The organism is Streptomyces sp. NPDC030814, from assembly GCF_055572155.1.
This window is the reverse complement of sequence record NZ_JBVIDX010000001.1, coordinates 268,705-290,826: the sequence shown is the minus strand read 5'-3', so window position 1 is coordinate 290,826 and position 22,122 is coordinate 268,705. Positions and strand designations below refer to the sequence as shown.

The following is a 22,122-nucleotide window of genomic DNA, read 5'->3' as shown; positions in this document are numbered from 1 at the left end:
GCGGTCGGGCGCCTGACCCCTGAGGTCAGACGGCCGACGAGTTCCCGCTGATCCGGTCGATGGCCTGCATCGCCTGGTCGGCTCCCGGCCGCGACCGGCAAGCGCGTCGACATCGCCGCCGTGGCCCTGACGGCAGGCATGACGGTCGAGCAGATGACAGCCCTGGACCTGGGCTACGCCCCGCCTTTCTCCCCGGTCTGGGACCCGATCCTGGTGGCGGCGAGAAAGGCGGTGACGGCGGTGCGGTCGGGCGCCTGACCCCTGAGGTCAGACGGCCGACGAGTTCCCGCTGATCCGGTCGATGGCCTGCATCGCCTGGTCGGCTCCCGGCCGCGACGGCAACGACGACACGGACGCGGACGAGGTCACCGCGGCGGGAGCCGTGGGAGCCGTCGCCGGCTTGGCGTGCGCCGCGGCCGCCCGCACCGACCGCAGCCGGTGGCTCACCGCTTCGTCCAGCGTCACCGGCCGCTGCATCCGCGCGGCCAGCCGCCCGGCCTCCTGGCCGAGCGCCGCGAGGTCTTCCCAGGTGAGCTTCACCACCAGGGACAGTTCCGCCTCACCGTCGGGGGTGGCGTGCATCGAAGGAGTGACTCGGTCGTTCATCGCCTGTTCCTCACGTAGATCCGCGGTTGAGGACACATACGCACCACCGTGCACGAGCGTTCACGGATCCGGCGCCCCCGTGCACCGCCGAGGGGGCAGGCTGGTTCCGGCCCCGTATCGCGGGCACACGGTCCTTGTGGTCATCCCCGTGCATGACGTGAACCCCGTTCGCGGCACACCCGTGGTGACGTACACACTGATCGCCGCGAACGTCTTCGTCTTCATCTTCCTTCCCGGTCTCGCCGGTTCGACGGCCGGGGACAGCGGTCCGGCACAGCTGTGCCACATCCAGGCGTTCGTCGAGCGGTACGCGGCGGTGCCACAGGAGGTGATCCACCATCAGCTACCGAACCTGGTGCCCACCGGCGCCGTCGGCCCCGGCACGGGCGGCTGTCTCATGGGCGCGCCGGGCTACGACAAGTCGCCCGCGCTGTCCGTCCTCACGGCGATGTTCCTGCACGGCGGCTGGCTGCATCTGCTGGGCAACCTGCTGTTCCTGCTGATCTTCGGCACCAACGTCGAGGACCGGCTGGGTCATGTGCGCTTCGCGCTGTTCTATGTGACCTGCGGCTATGCGGCGACGTACGGTTACGCGCTCCTCAACGCCGACTCGGGCGACCCGCTGATCGGCGCGTCCGGGGCGATCGCCGGGGTGCTCGGTGCGTATCTCGCGCTCTTCCCGAGGGCCAGGGTGTGGGTGCTGGTGCCGTTACTGGTGTTCCTGCCACTGCGGTTGCCCGCATGGCTGGTGCTGGGCTCCTGGTTCGTGCTCCAGGCGGTCTACTCGTCCGGCGAGGGCGTCTCCGACACCGGGACGGTGGCCTACGCGGCCCACCTCGTCGGCTTCGCCGCGGGCATGCTGCTCGCCTGGCCGCTGCGCCCGGGCACCCCGCCCCCACCCGAGCCGCGCGGCCTGCTCCGGGGCAGACGGGTACGGCAGGGGTGGTGAGGCGGACGTTCTCCCGGCGTCAGCGGGCCGTCTGCTCGTGGACGTACTCCACGAGCCGGGTCAGCGCGTCGGGGTCGGTGGAGGGCAGGACGCCGTGGCCCAGGTTGAAGACATGGCCCTCCAGACCGGCGGCCGTGTCGAGCACCTCGCGGGTCTTGGTCTTGACGGCCTCGTGGCCGGCGAACAGGACCGTCGGGTCGAGGTTCCCCTGGAGCGCCTTGCCGGGGCCGACACGGCGGGCGGCCTCGTCGAGGGGCACACGCCAGTCGACGCCGACGACGTCCGCGCCCGCCTCGCCCATGAGGCCGAGCAACTCGCCCGTGCCGACGCCGAAGTGGATGCGTGGGACGCCGTACCGCTCGACGGCCCGGAAGACCTTCGCGGAGGCGGGCAGCACCGAGCGGCGGTAGTCCGCGGGGGCCAGCGCGCCGGCCCAGGAGTCGAAGAGCTGGACGGCGGAGGCACCGGCCTCGATCTGCACCTGGAGGAAGGCGGCGGTGATGTCGGCCAGCCGGTCGAGCAGGTCGGCCCAGAGCTCCGGGTCGCCGTACATCATCGCCTTGGCGTTCTCGTAGGTGCGGGAGGGACCGCCCTCGACGAGATAGCTGGCCAGCGTGAAGGGGGCGCCGGCGAAGCCGATGAGCGGGGTCTCCCCCAGCTCGGCGGTGAGCAGCTTGATCGCCTCGGTGACGTACGAGACGTCCTCGGGGGTCAGATCGCGCAGCCGGGCGAGGTCGGCGCGGCTGCGGATCGGGTTCTCCACGACCGGGCCGACGCCGGGCTTGATGTCGAGGTCGATGCCGATGGCCTTGAGCGGGACCACGATGTCGCTGAAGTAGATCGCCGCGTCCACGTTGTGCCGGCGGACCGGCTGGAGGGTGATCTCCGTGACCAGCTCGGGCCGCATGCACGACTCCAGCATCGGGATGCCCTCACGCACCTTCAGGTACTCCGGCAGTGAGCGCCCGGCCTGCCGCATGAACCACACCGGTGTGTGCGGCACGGGCTCGCGCCTGCACGCCTTGAGGAAGGCGGAGTCATACGTGGCGGTCGGCTGGTGGCCCGAGGGGCTGGCGTTGGCACTCACGAGGCAAAGTCTCGCACGCCCGCTTGACAGTGACGGCCGGGGCTGTGGGTGACCCGGGCCGTCGAATGTTTCCGGCCACGGCCGCCTGGGCGCCGCCCGGCCCGCGTTCGCTGAGCGCGATCCGACCGTGACCGAGCGCACGGGTGTCTTGCCCTGCGCCGGGGCTCGGTTCCCCTTAATGTTCCGGCATGGCTGCGGCTCAGGGACGACTGTCGGACGACGCTGGCGGAATGGACGACGCGAAGGAGGGGGAGCGCGATGCGAGCAGGACGGCCCCGGTGCCGTTCCGCTCCGCCGTCGACGCACTGAGGGCCACTCGGCTGCGGCCCGAGATCGAGATCGAGCCGACCCGGCCGCCGCAGCGGCTCGCCCCCTACGCGTACGCCCTGGAGGCCGCGGTCGTCGAGGGCGACGAGGACCTGGCGGACGGCCGTCTCGTCCTGCTGCACGACCCGGCGGGGCACGACGCGTGGCAGGGCTCCTTCCGGCTGGTGACGCTGGTCCGCGCGGAGCTGGAGCCGGAGATGGCCGCGGACCCGTTGCTGCCCGAGGTGTGCTGGTCCTGGCTGACCGGCGCGCTGCAGTCCCGCGGGCTGTCGTACGGCGAGCCGAGCGGGACGGTGACCCGGGCGAGCTCGCACTACTTCGGCGGACTGGCCACACGTCCCGCGGCCTCCCAGATCGAGATCCGGGCGTCCTGGACACCGCGGGAGGGGCTGGGCGGCGTACCGGACACGGCCGCGCACCTCGCGTCCTGGTGCGACCTGCTCGCCCAGATCGCCGGGCTGCCGCCCGCGGTCGATCCGGGTGACGCGGCGGTGGTGACGCTGCCGCAGCGGCGGGGGCCGCAGTCACGCTGAACCCGTCACCGCCCCTTCGTCCGAGGACCGTGCTCCGTGGGAGCACGGTCCTTTTTCATTGCCGCGTCCGCCACGCCGATCGAAACCGTCACTTTGTCGATACGGCCACTTTCGGCCTCGTATCGACCCGAAGCGACACCGTTCGATCTTCGAGTGATCGAAGGGGTGTCCGAATTGCACGGATTGTTACTCACCAAATCGTGATCATTCTCTAAAGGAGCAGAGGTTTGATGCCGAAGACCTCTGTGACCTTGAAAGTACGGTTCGTCCCGGCTTCGACCCCACGAGCCCGACGAGCCGGCCCCTCGTCCCGCACCCAGGAGGCCTGGTGTCCGTTCTCCTCGAGCAGCCCGCAAGCCTGGTCGCCTACCGTCCGAACAAACCGACCGCGATGGTGGTCGTGGCCGATCCGCGCGTCCGGTCGACCGTCACCCGTCACCTGTGGGCCCTCGGGGTCCGCGATGTCATCGAGGCCTCGTCCATCGCCGAGGCCCGTCCCCGCATCGGCAATCCCCGTGACATCTGCGTGGCAGAAGTCCACCTGCCGGACGGCTCCGGCCTGACCCTCCTCTCCGAGACCCGAGCCGCGGGCTGGCCCAACGGCCTCGCGCTCTCCGCCGCCGACGACATCGGCGCCGTCCGCAACGCCCTGGCGGGCGGCGTGAAGGGATACGTCGTCACCGGCACCCGCACCAACATCGGACTGCCCACCCGCCCCGGCGCCGCGCCCCTCGGCTCCGCCGCCCGAATGCACCGCCGCCCCCCGGGTACCCCGAGCCACCCGGGCGGCTACCGCGAGCTGTCGGGCCGCGAGGTCGAGGTGCTGCGCCTGGTCGCGGAGGGCCAGTCGAACAAGGCGATCGGGGTGTCGATGGGCCTGTCCGCGCTCACCGTCAAGAGCCACCTCGCCCGTATCGCCCGCAAGCTCGGCACCGGCGACCGCGCCGGAATGGTCGCGGTGGCCCTGCGCACCGGGATCATCCACTGACGTCGCGTCGGAGCGGCCGGAAAGGGGCCGAGATCGTTCGATGATGTCCGACTTCTTCTGATTCGCCGGAAAGTTTCACTGACACGTGTGACGCATGACTTGTTTACGCCCCTTCATGGCCCGCCGACGGAACGTTCCGTCGGCGGGCCATGTCCATACACAGATACCCTTGACAGGTGACCGACGCCCAAGAGACCGCAGCAGACAGCACCCTGCGAACCACCGGAGGCGCCCCTCCGGACGACGGCGGATCTTCTGATGCGGGGGCGCCGATCCCTCTGCTGGAGCCCCGGGACGGCATTCCGCCCGTGATCGCCGACGAGGCGACGCTGGCCGAGGTGATCGCCGCGTTCGCCGCCGGCTCCGGCCCCGTCGCCGTCGACGCCGAACGCGCGTCCGGATACCGCTACGGCCAGCGCGCCTATCTGGTGCAGCTGCGCCGTGAGGGCGCGGGCACCGCGCTCATCGACCCCGTCGCCTGCCCGGACCTCTCCGGCCTCGGCGAGGCGCTCTCCGACACGGAGTGGGTGCTCCACGCGGCCACCCAGGACCTGCCGTGTCTGCGCGAGATAGACATGGTCCCGAGCCGGCTCTTCGACACCGAGCTGGCCGGCCGGCTCGCCGGGTTCCCCCGGGTCGGCCTCGGCGCGATGGTGGAGAACGTCCTCGGCTACGTCCTGGAGAAGGGCCACTCCGCGGTCGACTGGTCGACCCGCCCGCTCCCCGAGCCGTGGCTGCGCTACGCCGCCCTCGATGTGGAGCTCCTCGTCGACCTGCGGGACGCCCTGGAGAAGGAGCTGGACCGGCAGGGCAAGCTCGAATGGGCACGCCAGGAGTTCGACGCGATCGCGACGGCGCCGCCCCCCGAGCCGCGCAAGGACCCGTGGCGGCGTACGTCCGGGATGCACAAGGTACGGCGCCGTCGGCAGATGGCGGTCGTACGGGAGCTGTGGGAGGCCCGGGACCGTATCGCGCGGCGGCGGGACGTCTCCCCGGGCAAGGTGCTCAGCGACGCGGCGATCGTCGAGGCGGCCCTGGCTCTGCCGGCAGGCGCGCAGGCCCTCGCCGCGCTGAACGGCTTCGGGCACCGCATGGGACGGCGGCAGCTGGAGCAGTGGCAGGCGGCGGTGGACCGGGCGAAGGCGCTGCCCGAGACCGCGCTGCCGGCGCACGGGCAGCCGGTGACGGGGCCGCCGCCGCCGAAGGCGTGGGCCGACAAGGACCCGGCGGCGGCCGCACGGCTGTCCGCGGCACGGGCCGGGGTCAGCGCCCTGGCGGAGCAGCTGAACATGCCGCAGGAGAACCTGATCACGCCGGACACGGTGCGGCGGTTGTGCTGGGAGCCGCCGGTCACCGCCGACGCCGACTCGATCTCCGCCTCGCTGGCGGGGTACGGGGCACGCGCGTGGCAGGTGGAGCTGGTGACACCGGTGCTGGTGGGGGCGCTGTCGACTGTGGGCAAGAGCGCGTAGCCGCGACCGCGGGAGGGGCCGCTTCGGGGGTGCGCTGCGGTGCGTATGCGGGTGCGGGTGCGTGGGGGCTGGTCGCGCAGTTCCCCGCGCCTCCTGTTGGGCTCCCGGGAGCCACGAGGCGCCCTTCCGCCCCATCGCTCCTCTGCTTCGTCGCTCCCTGCTTCACTTCGTCGCCCCCCTCATGAAGCCGTTGTAGATGAACCTCTGCAGGGCCAGGAAGACGATCAGGGTCGGCAGGATGACGAGCACCGCTCCTGCCGAGATCGTTTCCCAGTGGGCGGCGTAGGGGCCCTTGAAGCGGAACAGCGATGTCGAGATCACGCCAAGGTCTTCCGAGGGCATGTAGAGGAAGGGGACGTAGAAGTCGTTGTAGACGGTGATGCCCTTCACGATGACGACAGTGGCGATCGCCGGCTTCAGCAGCGGGAAGATGATCCTCCGGTAGATGGTGAAGGCGTTGGCGCCGTCCAGGCGGGCCGCCTCGTCCAGGGAGATCGGAATCGACCGGACGAACTGCAGGAAGATGTAGATCGAGACGATGTCGGTGCCCATGTAGAGGGCGATCGGGGCCCAGAGGCTGTCGAACATGCCGAAGCTGTCGACGATCTGGAAGGTCGCCACCTGGGTGGTCACCCCGGGCACCAGCGTGGCGACCAGGAAGAGCGCCACGACCAGCTTGCGGAAGCGGAAGGTGAACCGGTCGATGGCGTAGGCGGCCATCGAGCCGATGACCACCGTGCCGGTGACGGCGAAGAACAGGATGAAGGCCGTGTTGCCGAAGGCGGCGAGCATCTCGCCGTCCCGGAACGCCGTCGCGTAGTTCCGGAGGTTGAGGAGATCGTCGGGCAGGCCGAGGGCCCGGCTGCCCTTCGCCATCTCCTGCTCCGACTTGAGCGAGGTCAGGAACACCACGGCGAGCGGCAGCAGGACGACCACCGACGCCACGACCAGGGAGAGATGGGTGAGCGTCCGGGCGACCCGGCGTCGTACGACCGGGGTCGGGTGCGCGAGCGTCATGTGAGGTCCACCTTGTCGTCCGGCACGAGACGGCGCTGCACCCAGGTCACCGCGAGGATGATCAGCAGCAGGACCACGGCGGCGGCCGAGGCGAGGCCGGTCTTGTTGAAGCGGAAGGCCAGGTCGATCGTCTGGATCACGAAGGTCTCGGTGCCGGTGGCGCCGCCGGTCATGATGTACGGGATCTCGAAGACCGAGAGGGACCCGGAGATCGAGAGGATCACGCTCAGGCTCAGCACCGGTTTGATGCCGGGCGCGATGATGTACCGGAACTGGTGCCAGCGGCCCGCCCCGTCGAGCTCGGCGGCCTCGTACAGCTCGCCCGGGATCGACTGGATCGCACCGAGGAAGAGCACGAAGTTCAGGCCCATGTAGCGCCAGACGGAGACACTCGCGAGGGAGATGTTCGCGGAGGTCGAGGTACCGAGCCAGGCCCGGTCGGACTCGTACCCGAAGAGGGCGAGGACCGAGTCGAGGGTGCCGCCGTCCTGGAAGAAGTAGAGGAAGACGAAGCCGATCGCGACGCCGTTGATCAGGTACGGGAAGAACAGCACGCCCTTGAAGAAGTTGCGGAAGCGCACGTTGAAGCTGAGGACCGTCGCGAAGTAGAGGGCGAGGGCGATCTGCACCACCGAGGCGGCCAGGTAGTAGCCGCTGACGAAGAAGACCTGGAACAGCTCGGGACGGGTGAAGATCTCCAGGTAGTTGTCGGCGCCGATGTAGCTCAGCTCGGGGCTGACGCCGTCCCAGTCGGTGAAGCTGTACGCCAGCATGTTGACGACCGGGGCGTACGTGAAGGCGACCAGGAGGGCCAGCGGGGCGGCGAGGAAGAGCCAGGGGGTGAGCCCCCGCCACAGTCGCGCCGTGCGGGGGGCCGACCGGGGCTCCGGGGGCCGTGGCGCGGCCGACGGGGGCCGCGCCACCTTCTCGGTCGTGTGCGTGGGGGGCATCAGGTACCCACGGTCTTCTGCGCCTCGGTCCAGCGCTCGCCCAGGTCGTCGAGGAAGTCGTCGAGGCTGCCGTCCTTGGCGCCGCGGGCGAGGTCGACGAGGTCCTGGCGGTACTCGGGGGCGTAGATGCCGACCTCCGAGGCGTTGTCGATCTCCTTGACCTGGCCGCCCCTGGCGTCGTCGAGCTCGATGAGCTGCACGCCCCGCTCCTCGTACGGCTTGAGCACCTCGGGCAGCGGGGCGTTCTTCAGCGTCGCGATCGACAGGTTGTCCTCGGCGTAGCCCGACTTGTCGGTGAACCAGTCGACCCACGCGCGGGCGGCCGCCTTGTGCTTCGAGTGGATGCTGACGGCCTGGTTGTAGTCGGGGTTGGCGGTCGCGCACGCCTTGCCGTCGACGCGGGCGGGGAACGGCATGAACCCGATGTCGTCGGGGTCGGCCCCGGCCTTCTCGGCCGCCTGCCGGAACTGGATGACCGCCCAGCTGCCGAGCCATGCCGTGGCGATCTCGCCCTTGGCCAGCTTGGGCTTGGACTCCTCCCAGTTGGTGGTCGTCGGATCCTTCTCGATCAGGCCCTGCTTCACGATGTCGTACAACAGGGTGTCGCCGACGCGCAGTTCGCCGTTCTCGCCCCAGGGGTTGGTCTCGGCGAGGGCGGTGGTGGCGCCGGTGTCGCAGCTGACCGAGCCGTTGACGAACGTCCAGTGGGTGAGCGGCCACTGGGCTGCGAAGTTGGTGTAGTACGGGATGGCGTCGGTCTTGGACTTGATGGCCTTGAGCGCGGTGAGGAACTCCTGCGGCGTGGTGGGCCAGTCGGTGACGCCGGCCTTCGCCCAGATCCGCTTGTTGTAGAGGAAGCCCGGGGTCGCGCCCATGGGGCTCTGGCCGTAGACCTTGCCGTCGACCGTGGTGAAGCCGGTGAAGCGGTACTTCTTGCCGAGCTCCTCCTGGGTGCCCAGCGAGGCGAAGAACCTGGGGTAGTCGTTCTTCTTGATGACGCCCGGGATCATGAGGACGTCGCCGTAGTTCTTCGTGTTCATACGGATCTTGACTTCGGCCTCGTAGTCCGTGATCGCGTCGAACTCGACCTTCACCTTCGGGTAGATCTTGTTGAACTCCGCCGCGTACTTCTTCATCGTGCCGTCCTGCACGATGTCGGTGCGATGGGTGAGGACCTTGATGGTTCCGGACACCTTCGACGGATCGTCGGGGGCCTTCGCGTCGGCTGCCTTCGAGCCTCCTCCGCTGCCTGTGCAGCCCGACGCGAGGAGTGCGGCGGCGAGCAGTGTTCCGGTGAGCGTCCTTCGGTGGTTCATGTGCACCAGCTCCGTTCGGGACGGACGAGCACGGGTGGGTTGGCTGGTTCGGCACTCTGGCAGCCGTTCACTGAACCGGTAAAGTCCCAATCTCGCCAAGGGTGCCGAAACTTTTCGTTACGCTGCCGCTTCATCGACTGGACCGGTTTAGGAGGGCGCATGCTTGACGCCACCCCGCTCACCGAGGGCTGGATCCTGCGGCACGAGGGGCGGGAGCTGCCCGCCGCCGTGCCCGGGTGCGTGCACACCGATCTGCTGGCGGCCGGGCTGATCCCTGACCCCTTCCTCGGGCGCAACGAGACCGAGGTCGCGTGGGTGGGGCGCCGCGAGTGGACGTACGAGGTGGATCTTCCGGGAGTGGGGGCGGCCGGCGGGCGGGACCAGACCGACCTGGTCTTCGACGGGCTCGACACCGCCGCCGAGATACGGCTCGACGGGCGGCTGCTGGGCTCGGTGCGGAACATGCACCGGTCGTACCGTTTCGACGTCACCGGGATGAGCGGCCGGCTCTCGGTACGGTTCGCCTCCGCGTACGCCGAGGCGGAGGCGGTGCGCGAACGGCTCGGCGACCGGCCCAACGCGTACCCCGAGCCCTTCCAGTTCATCCGCAAGATGGCGTGCTCGTTCGGCTGGGACTGGGGGCCGACCCTGGTGACGGCGGGAATCTGGCGGCCGGTGCGGCTGGAGCACTGGTCGACGGCCCGGATCGCCCGCGTACGGCCGCTGGTGACGGTCGAGGGGACGACCGGGCTGGTGGAGCTGCGCGTCGACGTGGAGCGGGCGGCCGTGGAGGCGGGGCTGCGGCTCCGGGCGCGCGTGGGGGGTGTCAGCGCGGTCGCGGACGTCGACGGCACCAGCGGCGTCGTCCGGTTGAAGGTGCCGGGGGCCGAGCGGTGGTGGCCGCGCGGGTACGGTGAACAGCCCTTGTACGAGGTGGAGTTGACCTTGCACGGCGACCGGGGCCAAGGGCTCGACGTGTGGCGGCGGCGGGTCGGGTTCCGGACCGTGGAACTCGAACGGGAGGCCGACGAGCACGGCACCGGGTTCACCTTCGTCGTCAACGGCGAGCGGCTGTTCGCGCGGGGGGTGAACTGGATCCCGGACGACGCCTTCCCCTCCCGTGTCACCCGCGACCGCTGTCGCGCACGGCTCACCCAGGCGGCCGACGCGGGCGTCGACCTCGTACGGATCTGGGGCGGCGGGATCTACGAGAGCCATGACTTCTACGACATCTGCGACGAGCTGGGGCTGCTGGTCTGGCAGGACTTCCCCTTCGCGTGCGCGGCCTACCCGGAGGAGCAGCCGCTGCGGGGCGAGGTGGAGGCCGAGGCCCGGGAGAACGTCGTACGGCTGATGCCACATCCCTCGTTGGTGCTGTGGAACGGCAACAACGAGAACCTGTGGGGGTTCAGGGACTGGGGCTGGGAGGAGCGGCTCGCCGGGGAGTCGTGGGGCGAGGGGTACTACCTCGGCGTACTCCCCCGGATCGTCGCGGAGCTGGACCCGACGCGGCCGTACACGGCGGGCAGTCCCTGGTCCGGGTCCTGGGACCGTCATCCGAACGACCCGGCGCACGGCACGCACCACTCCTGGGAGGTGTGGAACAGGGAGGACTACGCGGAGTACCGGGCGACCGTGCCCCGGTTCGTGGCGGAGTTCGGCTGGCAGGCGCCGCCCGCGTACGCGACGCTGCGGCGGGCGCTGGCCGATGCCGGGGAGGAGCTGGCCGCCGACTCGCCGGGGATGCTGCACCACCAGAAGGCGGAGGACGGCAACGGGAAGCTGGAGCGGGGCCTCGCCCGCCATTTCGCCCTGCCGGAGGGGGACTTCGACCGGTGGCACTATCTGACACAGCTCAACCAGGCGCGCGCCGTCGCCGCCGGCATCGAGCACTGGCGGTCGCACTGGCCGGTGTGCGCGGGCACGATCGTGTGGCAGCTGAACGACTGCTGGCCGGTGACGTCCTGGGCGGCGATCGACGGCGACGGCAGGGAGAAGCCGCTGTACCACGAGCTGCGGCGGCTGTACGCGGACCGGCTGGTGACACTCCAGGAGCGGGACGGGGAGCTGGCGTTGGCCGTCGTGAACCAGGCCGGTGAGGTGTGGGAACCGGCCCGGTCGCGGTTGCGACGCATGTCGGTGGAGGGCGAGGTGATCGCCGAGTCCTCGGTGCCCGGAGTGGCCGTCGGGCCTCGCGCCGTCGTCGAGGTGCCCGTGCCGCGTGCGGTGGAGCCCGTGGGGGCGAAGGAGTTCCTGGTGGCCGACGTGGACGGGCTGCGAGCGGTGCGTTTTCCGGCGCCCGACCGCGAAGTGCCATATCCCCGCCCGGAGTTCGATGTGGAGGTGGCTCCGGGAGCGGTGACCGTGACGGCGCGGACACTGCTGCGGGATCTGCTGCTCCAGGCCGACCGGCTGGGCGCGGGGGCCCGGGCCGACACCGGACGGGTCACGCTGCTGCCCGGGGAGCGGGTCACGATCCGGGTGGCGGGCTGGGAGGCCGTGCCGGACGAGGCGGCCGTCCGGCGCGCCCTCTTCTGTGTGGAACCGGGCCGATGAGCACACCTCCTCGGGTGACGATCAAGGATGTCGCCGCGCGTGCCGGGGTGTCCAAGGGGGCGGTCTCGCTCGCCTTCAACCGCAAGCCGGGACTGTCCGACGCCACGCGCGACCGGATCTTCGCGGCGGCACGGGAGCTCGGGTGGACGCCGAACCTGACGGCGCGGTCGCTGTCGAGCCGGCGGGTGGACGTGGTGGGGCTCGCGATCTGCCGGCCGGCGCGGCTGCTGGGGCTCGAACCGTTCTACATGGAGTTCGTCTCCGGGGTGGAGAGCGTGCTGACCGAGCGGTCCAGCTCGCTGCTGCTGCGCCTCGTGCGGAACCTGGAGGAGGAGGTGGGGGTCCAGGACGCGTGGTGGCGGGGGCGGCAGGTCAGCGGGTCGATCCTCGTGGACTTCCGCGCGGACGATCCGAGAGTGGCCGCGGCACAGCGGCTCGGGATACCGGTCGTGGCGGTCGGACATCCGTCCCTGACCGGGGGGCTCACCTCCGTGTGGACGGACGACGCGACCGCCGTGACGGAGGCGGTGCGCTATCTCGCGGCGCTCGGACACCGGCGCATCGCGCGGGTGGGCGGAGCGGCGCTGCTCGGGCACACGGCCATCCGTACGGCCGCGGTCGACGAGGCGGTGCGGCGGCTCGGGCTGGCCGGGATCCGTCAGGTGACGACCGACTTCTCCGGGGAGGAGGGGGCCCGGGCGACGCGGTCGCTGCTCAGCGCGCCCGGTGGGGACCGGCCGACCGCGATCCTGTACGACAACGACATCATGGCCGTGGCGGGGCTGTCGGTGGCCGCCGAGATGGGGGTCCGGGTGCCGGCGGACGTGTCGCTGCTGGCCTGGGACGACTCGCAGTTGTGCCGGCTGACCCGGCCGACCCTGTCGGCGATGAGTCATGACGTGCACGGGTTCGGGGCGGAGGTCGCGCGGACGTTGTTCGAGGTGATCGCCGGGGAGGGTTCCTCCCATCCGGTGGCCACCCCGGTGCTGGTGCCTCGGGGTTCCACCGCGCCCGCCCCTTGATCGCCGCAGGCGGCCGCGGGTGCGTTCGCGCTGGTCGCACGGTTCCCCGCGCGCCTGCGGCAGGCTCCTGTAACCGGCGGTAACATGGGGAACCCGTGTGACCTTCGCCGCTCCCCCGCCCAGGGGTGGGCAGCACTGTTACTCGTAAGTAGCATGGGGACTGAGCGGCCGCTCAGCGGTTGCGCATCGCAGCAGTGCCGTCCCGCACCTCTGGAGGAGAGCCATCGTGCCTCGTACCGTCAGGGACGTCGTCTTCGTCGACGGCGTCCGCACCCCGTTCGGCAAGGCGGGCCCGAAGGGCATCTACCACGAGACCCGCGCCGACGACCTCGTCGTGAAGGCGATCCGGGAGCTGCTGCGCCGCAACCCCGGTCTGGAGCCGGCCAAGATCGACGAGGTCGCCATCGCCGCGACCACGCAGATCGGTGACCAGGGCCTGACCATCGGCCGCACGGCGGGCATCCTCGCCGGCCTGCCGCAGACCGTCCCCGGCTACTCCATCGACCGTATGTGTGCCGGTGCCCTGACCGCCGTCACCACGGTCGCCGGTTCCGTCGCGTTCGGTGCGTACGACGTCGCCATCGCCGGTGGTGTCGAGCACATGGGACGCCACCCCATGGGTGAGGGCGTGGACCCGAACCCGCGGTTCGTCAGCGAGAAGCTGGTGGACGAGTCGGCCCTGTTCATGGGCATGACCGCCGAGAACCTGCACGACCGCTACCCGACCATCACCAAGCAGCGCGCCGACGAGTACGCCGTGCGCTCGCAGGAGAAGGCCGCCAAGGCGTACGCCAACGGCAAGATCCAGCAGGACCTGGTGCCGATCTCGGTGCGCCGCACCAACCCCGAGGGCGGCGAGACCGGCTGGGGCCTGGTCACCGCCGACGAGCCGATGCGTCCGGGCACGACCATCGAGAACCTCACCGGCCTGAAGACGCCGTTCCGCGTGCACGGCCGGGTCACCGCCGGTAACGCGGCCGGTCTGAACGACGGCGCCACCGCCTCGATCATCGCCTCCGAGGACTTCGCCCGCGAGAACGACCTCCCGGTGAAGATGCGCCTGGTGTCGTACTCCTTCGCGGGTGTCGAGCCGGAGGTCATGGGCTACGGCCCGATCCCGGCGACGGAGAAGGCGCTCGCCCAGGCGGGCCTGTCCATCGACGACATCGGCCTGTTCGAGATCAACGAGGCCTTCGCCGTCCAGGTCCTCGCCTTCCTGGAGCACTACGGCATCGCCGACGACGACGCCCGCGTGAACCAGTACGGCGGTGCCATCGCCTTCGGTCACCCGCTGGCCTCCTCCGGCGTCCGTCTGATGACGCAGCTGGCCCGCCAGTTCGAGGAGCAGCGACACGTCCGCTACGGCCTGACGACCATGTGCGTCGGCTTCGGCATGGGCGCCACCGTCATCTGGGAGAACCCGCACTTCGAGGGGGACAAGTGACCACCACCGCCGAGCTTCTCAAGCAGGCCTCGGAGCTGTTCCCGGACGAGGTCGTGACGAGTGCGCACGTACGCCACCTCGACCTGCCGTTCGGCGCCGGGCGCTTCGCCCTGATCACGCTGGACAACGGCTTCGACCACACCAAGCCGACCACCTTCGGCCCCGCGTCGCTGGCGAACCTGAACACCGCCATCGACCAGGTCGAGAAGGAGGCCGCCGCCGGCGAGATCGTCGGTGTCGGTATCACCGGCAAGCCGTTCATCTTCGCGGTCGGCGCCGACCTCAAGGGCGTCGAGCTCCTCAAGGAGTACGACCACGCGCTCGCCATCGGCAAGGGCGGCCACGAGGTCTTCAAGCGGCTGTCCAAGCTGGCGGTCCCGACCTTCGCGTACTACAACGGCGCCGCGATGGGCGGCGGTGTCGAGGTCGGTCTGCACTGCTCCTACCGGACCGTCTCCGCGGCCCTCCCGGCGTTCTCCCTGCCCGAGGTATTCCTCGGTCTGGTCCCCGGCTGGGGCGGCTGCACGCTGCTGCCGAACCTGATCGGCGCCGACAAGGCCGTCTCGGTGATCATCGAGAACAGCCTCAACCAGAACAAGCAGCTCAAGGGCGAGCAGGTCTACGACCTCGGCATCGCCGACGCCATCTTCGAGGGCGCCGACTTCCTGGAGCAGTCGCTGCTGTGGACGGCGTCCGTCCTCAAGGGCGAGATCGTCATCGACCGCCCGGTCATCGACCGCGGTGAGGGCTGGGACCAGGCCGTCGCCAAGGGCCGCTCCATCGCGGACTCCAAGGTGCACGGGGCGGCCCCGGCCGCCTACCGCGCGCTGGACATCATCGCCGCCGCCAAGAACGGCGACCTCCAGCAGGGCTACGACGCCGAGGACACGGCGCTCGCCGACCTGATCATGGGCGGCGAACTGCGCGCCGGCATCTACGCCTTCAACCTGGTGCAGAAGCGCGGCAAGCGCCCGGCCGGCGCGCCGGACAAGTCGCTCGCCCGTCCGGTCACCAAGGTCGGTGTCGTCGGCGCCGGTCTGATGGCCTCTCAGCTCGCGCTGCTGTTCCTGCGCCGTCTGGAGGTGCCGGTCGTACTGACCGACATCGACCAGGAGCGCGTCGACAAGGGTGTTGGCTACGTCCACGCCGAGATCGACAAGCTGCTGCTCAAGGGCCGGATCAACCAGGACAAGGCCAACCGCCTCAAGGCGCTGGTCACCGGCGTCCTGGACAAGGCCGAGGGCTTCGCGGACGCGGACTTCATCATCGAGGCCGTGTTCGAGGAGATCGGTGTCAAGCAGCAGGTGTTCGCGGAGGTCGAGGCGGTCGCCCCGGCGCACGCGATCCTCGCCACCAACACCTCCTCGCTGTCGGTCACCGAGATGGCGTCGAAGCTGAAGAACCCCGAGCGGGTCGTCGGCTTCCACTTCTTCAACCCGGTCGCGATCCTGCCGCTGCTGGAGATCGTCCGCGGCGAGCAGACCGACGACGCCTCCCTGGCCACGGCCTTCGCCGTCGCCAAGAAGCTGAAGAAGACCGCGGTGCTGGTGAAGGACGCCCCGGCGTTCGTCGTGAACCGCATCCTCACCCGCTTCATGGGCGAGATCCAGAACGTCATCGACGAGGGCACCCCGGTGGACGTGGCGGAGAAGGCGGTCGAGCCGCTCGGTCTGCCGATGTCCCCGCTGGTCCTGCTGGAGCTGGTCGGCCCCGCCATCGGTCTGCACGTCTCCGAGACGCTCAACCGGGCCTTCCCGGACCGCTTCACGGTCTCCCCGAACCTCGCCGCCGTCGTCAAGGCGGGCAAGCGCGGCTTCTACGTCTACGACTCCGGCAAGCCGGAGCTGGACCCCGAGGTCGCCGCGCTCCTGAAGCAGGGCGACGTCGTCCTGACCGAGGAGCAGGTGCGGGCCCGGGTGCTCGACGCCGTCGCCCAGGAGATCGGGCTCATGCTCGACGAGGGTGTCGTCGCCGAGGCGCAGGACATCGACCTCTGCCTGATCACGGGCGCCGGCTGGCCCTTCCACCTGGGCGGCATCACGCCGTACCTGGACCGCGAGGGCGTCAGCGAGCGGGTGAACGGCAAGAAGTTCCTGGAGCAGGGCGTGGCTTCGGTCCCCGCGTGACCGTAGCCGTATGACCGAGGGCCTCCGTCTCGGGCGGAGGCCCTCTCTCATGCGTCCGCCGGTTTCCCGGCGCCGCCCGCCTCGCGAACGAAGCCTGGACCGTACCGGAGGCTGACCCCGCCCACGGGCGGCCCGATGCGTACGGCTCGCTCGACGACCTGCTACGGCTCGCCGACGCCGGTCCACCGTGTGGGGGGCCGCCCGTTCGTCGGGCGCCGGGGCACGGTCGGCGCGTGGCCGGACGGGATGTCGCCATCTGCCGGCGCCTGCACGTCAGAGCGCGGCTCACTCCTGGGCGCTCCGCCGTACGGACCGCCTCGGGGCTCACGGCCTGGCCCGCCTCGGGACCCTCCACGGCCTGGCCCACCCTCGGGCCTCTCCCCCGCGTGGCCCACCCCCAGGGCCCCTTGTCACATGGGCCGTTCAGCGCGTCCTGCCGTGCGGTCCGGGTCGGGCCGCTGTGCCGTACGACGTGCCTCCGGGTGACGGGCGCACCAGCCCGCCCATGCCGAGGTCACCATCGCTCGCACGTCGTGCCGTGCCGACCAGCCGAGTTCGGCGTGGATGCGGTCGGCGGCGGCGACCACGCGGGCCGGGTCGCCGGGCCTGCGGGCGACGGAGACCGGGGACGCGTCGGGGCCGTAGCCGGTGATCTCACCGATCAGTTCGATCATCTCCCGTACGGAGACGCCCTCGCCGCGACCGATGTTGAGCGTCAGATCACTGCCGGGCTCCCGGTCCGGCAGGGCGCGGGCGGCGGCCAGATGGGCGGAGGCGATGTCCTCGACGTGGACGAAGTCGCGTACGCAGGTGCCGTCCGGGGTGTCGTAGTCGTCGCCGAAGATCACGGGCGCGGCGCCCTCCGTGAGCTTCTCGAACACCATCGGGATCAGGTTGAAGGCCCCGCTGTCCGCGAGGTGTTCGTCGGCGGCACCGGCGACGTTGAAGTACCGCAGCGAGGCGGTCCGCATCCCGTACGCCCGGCCGGCGGCGCGTACCAGCCACTCGCCCGCGAGCTTGGTCTCGCCGTAGGGGTTGACCGGGGCGCAAGGGGTGTCCTCGGTGACCAGGTCGACGTCGGGCATGCCGTACACGGCGGCCGAGGAGGAGAAGAGGAAGTCCCGTACGCCGGTGTCGGCGGCGGCCTCCAGAAGGGTGCCGAGGCCCTGGACGTTCTCGCGGTAGTAGTACAGCGGGCGTGCTACGGACTCGGCGACCTGCTTCCGGGCGGCGAGGTGGACCACACCGTCGACCCCCAGGTCCGCGAGGGTACGGCGGAGCAGCTCGCCGTCCCGTACCGAGCCCTTCACGAAGGGCACGCCCGCGGGGACGCGGCCGGGGTCGCCGGTGGACAGGTCGTCGTACACCGCGACCCGCTCACCCGCGTCCAGCATCGCGCGGACGACATGCGCCCCGATGAAGCCCGCACCACCCGTGATCAACCAAGTCATGGGCCGCATACTATTTCTTTCGCTCAAACGGACGAATTGATCACGTTCTGATCATGGCCGGTCGGTGTCGGCGATGAAGCCCGCCACAGGACGGTACGGCCTCCGGCTCATGGCCCTGGCCCACAATGGGGAAGCATGACGACCCTCGTGATCATCGACGCCGCGAACGTCATCGGCTCGGTCCCCGACGGCTGGTGGCGCGACCGGCGCGGCGCGGCGGAACGGCTGCGGGACCGGCTCGCCCGTGACGGGGTCCCGGGCCGGGACGAGCCGGTGGAGCTCGTCATGGTCGTGGAGGGCGCGGCCCGCGGTGTGGAGTCCGTACCCGGAGTACGGGTCGACGCGGCGCCCGGCAGCGGCGACGACCGTATCGTCCAGCTCGTCGCCGAGGAGGGGCGGGACCGCCCCACGCTCGTCGTCACCGCCGACCGCGAACTGCGCCGCCGAGTGGGGGAGCTGGGGGCCGAGGTGACGGGCCCGCGCACGGTACGGGGTGACGCCTGACCGACCGACTGACCGACCGCGACCTACTGACCGGCTGACGGAACCCGGGGGCCGACCACGCGATCCGGCCCCGTACGTACCCGGAAGGCGGGCACGTACGGGGCCGGAGGGCGCCGTCGGCCGGGGCAGGCGGTCGGCTACCGCCCCTCGCGTCCCGGCGGCTCGATGACGTCGCCCGGTGTGGTCTCCTCGCGCCGGCCCAGGCGGCTGTGCGAGCGGCCGTAGAAGAAGTACACGACGAACCCGGCGGCCATCCAGAGGCCGAACCGCACCCACGTCTCGGCCGGCAGGTTGATCATCAGCCACAGGGAGGCGCACACCGACAGGATCGGGATGACCGGAACCCACGGGGTACGGAAGGACCGGTGCAGGTCGGGACGGGTCCTACGGAGGATGATCACGCCGATCGCGACGACCACGAAGGCGAACAGGGTGCCGATGTTCACCAGAGCGGCGAGTTCGGTCAGCGGGGTGAACCCGGCGAGGATCGCGATGATCACACCGAGCAGGATCGTCGGCCGGTGCGGGGTCTTGAACCGCGGGTGGACGTGGGAGAAGAAGCGGGGCAGCAGTCCGTCGCGGCTCATCGCGAAGAACACGCGGGTCTGGCCGAGCAGCAGGATCATGCAGACCGTCGTCAGGCCGACGGCGGCGCCGAAGCTGATGAAGCCCGCGAACCAGGGATGTCCGGTCTCCTTGAAGGCGTCGGCGAGCGGGGCGTCGACGGACAGCCGGCTGTAGTGCTGCATGCCCGTGACGACGATCGACACGGCGACGTACAGCGTCGTGCAGATGAGGAGCGAGCCGAGGATGCCGCGCGGCATGTCGCGCTGCGGGTTCCTGGTCTCCTCGGCGGCGGTGGCCACGACGTCGAAGCCGATGAAGGCGAAGAAGACCACGGAGGCCGCGGTGAAGATGCCCATCACACCGAAGTTGGAGGGCGCCCAGCCGAACATCAGCTGGATCAGTGGCGCCTGGAGACTTTCGCCGGCGTCGACGGTCTGTGCCTTCGGGACGAACGGGTCGTAGTTCTTGCCCTCGATGAAGAACGCGCCCGCGATGATCACGGTCAGTACGACGGTCACCTTGATGGCGACGACGACCGAGGTGATCCGCGCGGACAGCTTCATGCCGATCACGAGGATGGCGGTGAGGACGAGGACGAGCGCGGCGGCGAGGATGTCGAAGCCGAAGTCTCCGGCGCCCTCTCTGCTGCCCAGGGCGGCGGGCAACTCCCAGCCCGCGTTGTCCATGAGCGACTGGATGTAGCCGGACCAGCCGACGGCCACCACCGCCGTCCCGAGCGCGAACTCCAGGACCAGGTCCCAGCCGATGATCCAGGCGGGCAGTTCACCGAGGGAGGCGTACGAGAACGTGTAGGCGGACCCGGCGACGGGGACCGTGGAGGCGAACTCGGCGTAGCACAGCGCGGCCAGCGCGCAGGCGACGCCGGCCGCCACGAACGCCAGGGCCACCGCGGGCCCGGCGTTGTTCTTGGCGACCGTACCGGTGAGGACGAAGATGCCGGTGCCGATGATGACGCCGACGCCGAAGACCGTCAGATCCAGTGCGGACAAGGATTTCCTGAGCGCGTGCTCGGGTTCCTCGGTATCGAGGATGGACTGCTCGACCTTCTTCGTCCGGAAGAGTGTGCTGCTCACAGGGGTACCTCCCACGCTTGTCGTCCTCGACATGATCGAGAGGGGGCGATGGGGGTCCCCCCGGGTCGAGCCAAGCCGAGAGCTGGGGGAGCGTATGCCCGGGCGCGGGCGGTTTCACGCGAATGGGCCGGTCTCACCACCGTAAAGGATGGTGGGACCGGCCCGGACAGCCCAGTTGAGCCCGATCAGTCGCGTGCGGGCTCCACCTCGGACGGGGTGCCGTCCAGTCGGCCGTCGAGCTTGGAGACGAGACCCGTGACCTGGCGGGCGATGTCGGGCGCGGTGAGCCCGATCTCGGCCAGCACCTCGGCGCGGGAGGCGTGGTCGAGGAAGCGCGGCGGGATGCCGAAGTCGCGCAGCGGGAGGTCGACGCCCGCGTCGCGCAGGGCCTGCGCGATCGCCGAGCCGACGCCGCCGACGCGGGAGTTGTCCTCCACGGTGACGACCACGCGGTGCTTGTCGGCGAGCGGCGCCATGTGCTCGTCGACCGGCTTGACCCAGCGCGGGTCGACGACGGTGGTGGTGATGCCCTGCTTGTCGAGGAGGGCGGCGATCTCCAGGCACATCGGGGCGAGGGCGCCGACGGAGACGAGCAGGACGTCGGGGGTGTCGGTGCCGGGCTCCCGCAGCACGTCCATGCCGCCCACCCGGCCCACGGCCGGTACGGCGGGACCGACGGCGCCCTTGGAGAAGCGCACCACGGTCGGCGCGTCCGTGACCTCGACGGCCTCGCGCAGCTGCGCCCTCACCTGGTCGGCGTCGCGCGGCGCGGCGAGCCGCAGACCGGGGACGACCTGGAGGATCGACATGTCCCACATGCCGTTGTGCGAAGCGCCGTCGGTGCCGGTGACCCCGGCCCGGTCCAGGACGAACGTCACTCCGCACTTGTGGAGGGCGACGTCCATCAGGACCTGGTCGAAGGCGCGGTTGAGGAAGGTCGCGTAGACCGCGAAGACCGGGTGCAGACCGCCGGTGGCGAGGCCGGCGGCGGAGACCGCGCCGTGCTGCTCGGCGATGCCGACGTCGTAGACGCGCTCGGGGAATGCCTTGGCGAACTTGTCGAGGCCGACCGGCTGGAGCATGGCCGCCGTGATGGCGACGATGTCCTCGCGCTCGTTGCCGAGCTTCACCATCTCCTCGCCGAAGACCGAGGTCCAGTCGGCGCCGGAGGAGGTGATCGGCAGACCGGTGTCCGGGTGGATCTTGCCGACGGCGTGGAAGCGGTCCGCCTCGTCCTGGAGGGCGGGCTGGTAGCCGCGGCCCTTCTCGGTGAGGCAGTGCACGATGACCGGCCCGCCGAAGCGCTTGGCGCGCGACAGGGCGGACTCCAGGGCCTCGATGTCGTGCCCGTCGATCGGCCCGACGTACTTGAGGCCGAGGTCCTCGAACATGCCCTGGGGGGCGATGAAGTCCTTCAGGCCCTTCTTGGCGCCGTGCAGGGTCTCGTAGAGCGGCCTGCCGACGACGGGCGTCCGCTCCAACAGGTCCTTGCCGCGGGCCAGGAACCGCTCGTACCCGTCGGTGGTGCGCAGGGTGGCGAGGTGGTTGGCGAGTCCGCCGATGGTCGGCGCGTACGAGCGCTCGTTGTCGTTGACGACGATGACCAGGGGGCGGTCCTTGGCGTCGGCGATGTTGTTGAGCGCCTCCCAGGCCATGCCGCCGGTGAGGGCGCCGTCACCGATCACGGCGACCACGTGGTCGTCGCGTTTCAGCACCTGGTTGGCCTTGGCGAGACCGTCGGCCCAGCCGAGGACCGTCGAGGCGTGGCTGTTCTCGATGACGTCGTGCTCGGACTCGGCCTGCGAGGGGTAGCCGGACAGGCCGCCCTTCATCTTCAGCCGGGAGAAGTCCTGACGGCCGGTGAGGAGCTTGTGGACGTAGGACTGGTGACCCGTGTCCCACAGCACCTTGTCCTTCGGCGAGTCGAAGACACGGTGCAGCGCGATGGTGAGCTCGACCACCCCGAGGTTGGGGCCGAGGTGACCGCCGGTCTTCGACACCGCCTCCACGAGGAAGGTCCGGATCTCCTCCGCCAGCTGGTCCAACTCCTCCAGGCTGAGCCGGTCCAGATCGCGCGGTCCCCTGATGCGGGTCAGCAGCGGCACCCGTGCCT

General features: G+C 70.5%; 17 protein-coding genes and 1 pseudogene. 10 read left to right on the top strand and 8 right to left on the bottom strand.

From position 1 onward, the window contains the following. Positions 1–96: 96 nt before the first annotated feature. Positions 97–258 (top strand): annotated as a pseudogene (locus ACZ43N_RS01190) (FAD-dependent oxidoreductase); the annotation flags it as partial. A gap of 9 nt (positions 259–267) precedes the next feature. Here the strand turns inward: ACZ43N_RS01190 and ACZ43N_RS01185 are convergent. Beyond that, a complete protein-coding gene (locus tag ACZ43N_RS01185) occupies positions 268–606 on the bottom strand; it encodes a hypothetical protein (RefSeq protein ID WP_468094247.1) in 339 nt (112 codons plus the stop codon). Between the two features lie 136 nt (positions 607–742). On the opposite strand from ACZ43N_RS01185, the gene ACZ43N_RS01180 reads away from it, so the two are divergent. Next, a complete protein-coding gene (locus tag ACZ43N_RS01180; protein ID WP_468094246.1) occupies positions 743–1,555 on the top strand; it encodes a rhomboid family intramembrane serine protease in 813 nt (270 codons plus the stop codon). Between the two features lie 19 nt (positions 1,556–1,574). Here ACZ43N_RS01180 and hemE read toward each other — a convergent pair whose 3' ends face one another. Continuing rightward, the gene (gene hemE, locus ACZ43N_RS01175) at positions 1,575–2,642 is read right to left on the bottom strand and encodes a uroporphyrinogen decarboxylase (protein ID WP_468094245.1); all 1,068 of its coding nucleotides are present in this window, start codon (positions 2,640–2,642) and stop codon (positions 1,575–1,577) included. A gap of 230 nt (positions 2,643–2,872) precedes the next feature. Here hemE and ACZ43N_RS01170 point away from each other — a divergent pair, with 230 nt between their 5' ends. The 3 genes from ACZ43N_RS01170 (at position 2,873) to ACZ43N_RS01160 (ending at position 5,962) form a co-directional block, all read left to right on the top strand. Beyond that, the gene (locus ACZ43N_RS01170; protein ID WP_468094244.1) at positions 2,873–3,502 is read left to right on the top strand and encodes a DUF3000 domain-containing protein; all 630 of its coding nucleotides are present in this window, start codon (positions 2,873–2,875) and stop codon (positions 3,500–3,502) included. A gap of 328 nt (positions 3,503–3,830) precedes the next feature. After that, positions 3,831–4,490: a helix-turn-helix transcriptional regulator gene (locus tag ACZ43N_RS01165; protein WP_468094243.1), complete on the top strand. Its 660-nt coding sequence runs from the start codon at positions 3,831–3,833 to the stop codon at positions 4,488–4,490. Between the two features lie 176 nt (positions 4,491–4,666). Continuing rightward, complete coding sequence (locus ACZ43N_RS01160; RefSeq protein ID WP_468094242.1) at positions 4,667–5,962, top strand: HRDC domain-containing protein; 1,296 nt, start codon at positions 4,667–4,669, stop codon at positions 5,960–5,962. Between the two features lie 162 nt (positions 5,963–6,124). Here the strand turns inward: ACZ43N_RS01160 and ACZ43N_RS01155 are convergent, their stop codons facing one another. Genes ACZ43N_RS01155 through ACZ43N_RS01145 form a run of 3 tightly spaced genes read right to left on the bottom strand, consistent with a single transcriptional unit; the run spans position 6,125 to position 9,245 of the window. Further along, positions 6,125–6,979: a carbohydrate ABC transporter permease gene (locus ACZ43N_RS01155; protein WP_468094241.1), complete on the bottom strand. Its 855-nt coding sequence runs from the start codon at positions 6,977–6,979 to the stop codon at positions 6,125–6,127. Next, positions 6,976–7,929, bottom strand: coding sequence for a carbohydrate ABC transporter permease (locus tag ACZ43N_RS01150; RefSeq protein WP_468094240.1), 954 nt, complete (start codon positions 7,927–7,929; stop codon positions 6,976–6,978). The genes ACZ43N_RS01155 and ACZ43N_RS01150 overlap by 4 nt, the downstream gene beginning before the upstream one ends. Next, entirely contained in the window at positions 7,929–9,245 is a 1,317-nt protein-coding gene (locus tag ACZ43N_RS01145; protein WP_468094239.1) for an ABC transporter substrate-binding protein, read from the bottom strand. Before ACZ43N_RS01145 ends, ACZ43N_RS01150 begins: the two co-directional genes overlap by 1 nt. Before the next feature lie 159 nt (positions 9,246–9,404). On the opposite strand from ACZ43N_RS01145, the gene ACZ43N_RS01140 reads away from it, so the two are divergent. From ACZ43N_RS01140 to ACZ43N_RS01125, 4 genes are all read left to right on the top strand, one after another. Beyond that, positions 9,405–11,801: a glycoside hydrolase family 2 protein gene (locus ACZ43N_RS01140; RefSeq protein ID WP_468094238.1), complete on the top strand. Its 2,397-nt coding sequence runs from the start codon at positions 9,405–9,407 to the stop codon at positions 11,799–11,801. Further along, positions 11,798–12,823: a LacI family DNA-binding transcriptional regulator gene (locus ACZ43N_RS01135; protein ID WP_468094237.1), complete on the top strand. Its 1,026-nt coding sequence runs from the start codon at positions 11,798–11,800 to the stop codon at positions 12,821–12,823. The genes ACZ43N_RS01140 and ACZ43N_RS01135 overlap by 4 nt, the downstream gene beginning before the upstream one ends. A gap of 226 nt (positions 12,824–13,049) precedes the next feature. After that, positions 13,050–14,267: a thiolase family protein gene (locus tag ACZ43N_RS01130; protein ID WP_468094236.1), complete on the top strand. Its 1,218-nt coding sequence runs from the start codon at positions 13,050–13,052 to the stop codon at positions 14,265–14,267. Beyond that, complete coding sequence (locus ACZ43N_RS01125; protein WP_468094235.1) at positions 14,264–16,393, top strand: 3-hydroxyacyl-CoA dehydrogenase NAD-binding domain-containing protein; 2,130 nt, start codon at positions 14,264–14,266, stop codon at positions 16,391–16,393. The genes ACZ43N_RS01130 and ACZ43N_RS01125 overlap by 4 nt, the downstream gene beginning before the upstream one ends. 410 nt (positions 16,394–16,803) lie before the next feature. Here ACZ43N_RS01125 and galE read toward each other — a convergent pair whose 3' ends face one another. Then, the gene (gene galE / locus ACZ43N_RS01120) at positions 16,804–17,844 is read right to left on the bottom strand and encodes a UDP-glucose 4-epimerase GalE (protein ID WP_468094234.1); all 1,041 of its coding nucleotides are present in this window, start codon (positions 17,842–17,844) and stop codon (positions 16,804–16,806) included. A 135-nt stretch (positions 17,845–17,979) separates the two neighbouring features. On the opposite strand from galE, the gene ACZ43N_RS01115 reads away from it, so the two are divergent. Further along, a complete protein-coding gene (locus ACZ43N_RS01115) occupies positions 17,980–18,348 on the top strand; it encodes a PIN domain-containing protein (RefSeq protein WP_468094233.1) in 369 nt (122 codons plus the stop codon). A 137-nt stretch (positions 18,349–18,485) separates the two neighbouring features. On the opposite strand, the gene ACZ43N_RS01110 is transcribed toward ACZ43N_RS01115, so the two are convergent. Beyond that, positions 18,486–20,009, bottom strand: coding sequence for an amino acid permease (locus ACZ43N_RS01110; protein ID WP_468094232.1), 1,524 nt, complete (start codon positions 20,007–20,009; stop codon positions 18,486–18,488). Between the two features lie 185 nt (positions 20,010–20,194). Next, positions 20,195–22,114 carry a 1-deoxy-D-xylulose-5-phosphate synthase gene (dxs, locus tag ACZ43N_RS01105; RefSeq protein ID WP_468094231.1) on the bottom strand — a complete coding sequence of 640 codons (1,920 nt, stop codon included), beginning with the start codon at positions 22,112–22,114 and terminating at the stop codon, positions 20,195–20,197. Positions 22,115–22,122 lie beyond the last annotated feature (8 nt).

Coding starts and splice junctions, on each gene's coding strand:
- ACZ43N_RS01170 (WP_468094244.1), top strand. CDS start 2,873: ATGGACGACGCGAAGGAGGGGGAGCGCGATGCGAGCAGGACGGCCCCG.
- galE (WP_468094234.1), bottom strand. CDS start 17,844: ATGACTTGGTTGATCACGGGTGGTGCGGGCTTCATCGGGGCGCATGTC.
- ACZ43N_RS01150 (WP_468094240.1), bottom strand. CDS start 7,929: ATGCCCCCCACGCACACGACCGAGAAGGTGGCGCGGCCCCCGTCGGCC.
- ACZ43N_RS01155 (WP_468094241.1), bottom strand. CDS start 6,979: ATGACGCTCGCGCACCCGACCCCGGTCGTACGACGCCGGGTCGCCCGG.
- ACZ43N_RS01185 (WP_468094247.1), bottom strand. CDS start 606: ATGAACGACCGAGTCACTCCTTCGATGCACGCCACCCCCGACGGTGAG.
- ACZ43N_RS01135 (WP_468094237.1), top strand. CDS start 11,798: ATGAGCACACCTCCTCGGGTGACGATCAAGGATGTCGCCGCGCGTGCC.
- ACZ43N_RS01115 (WP_468094233.1), top strand. CDS start 17,980: ATGACGACCCTCGTGATCATCGACGCCGCGAACGTCATCGGCTCGGTC.
- ACZ43N_RS01140 (WP_468094238.1), top strand. CDS start 9,405: ATGCTTGACGCCACCCCGCTCACCGAGGGCTGGATCCTGCGGCACGAG.
- ACZ43N_RS01145 (WP_468094239.1), bottom strand. CDS start 9,245: ATGAACCACCGAAGGACGCTCACCGGAACACTGCTCGCCGCCGCACTC.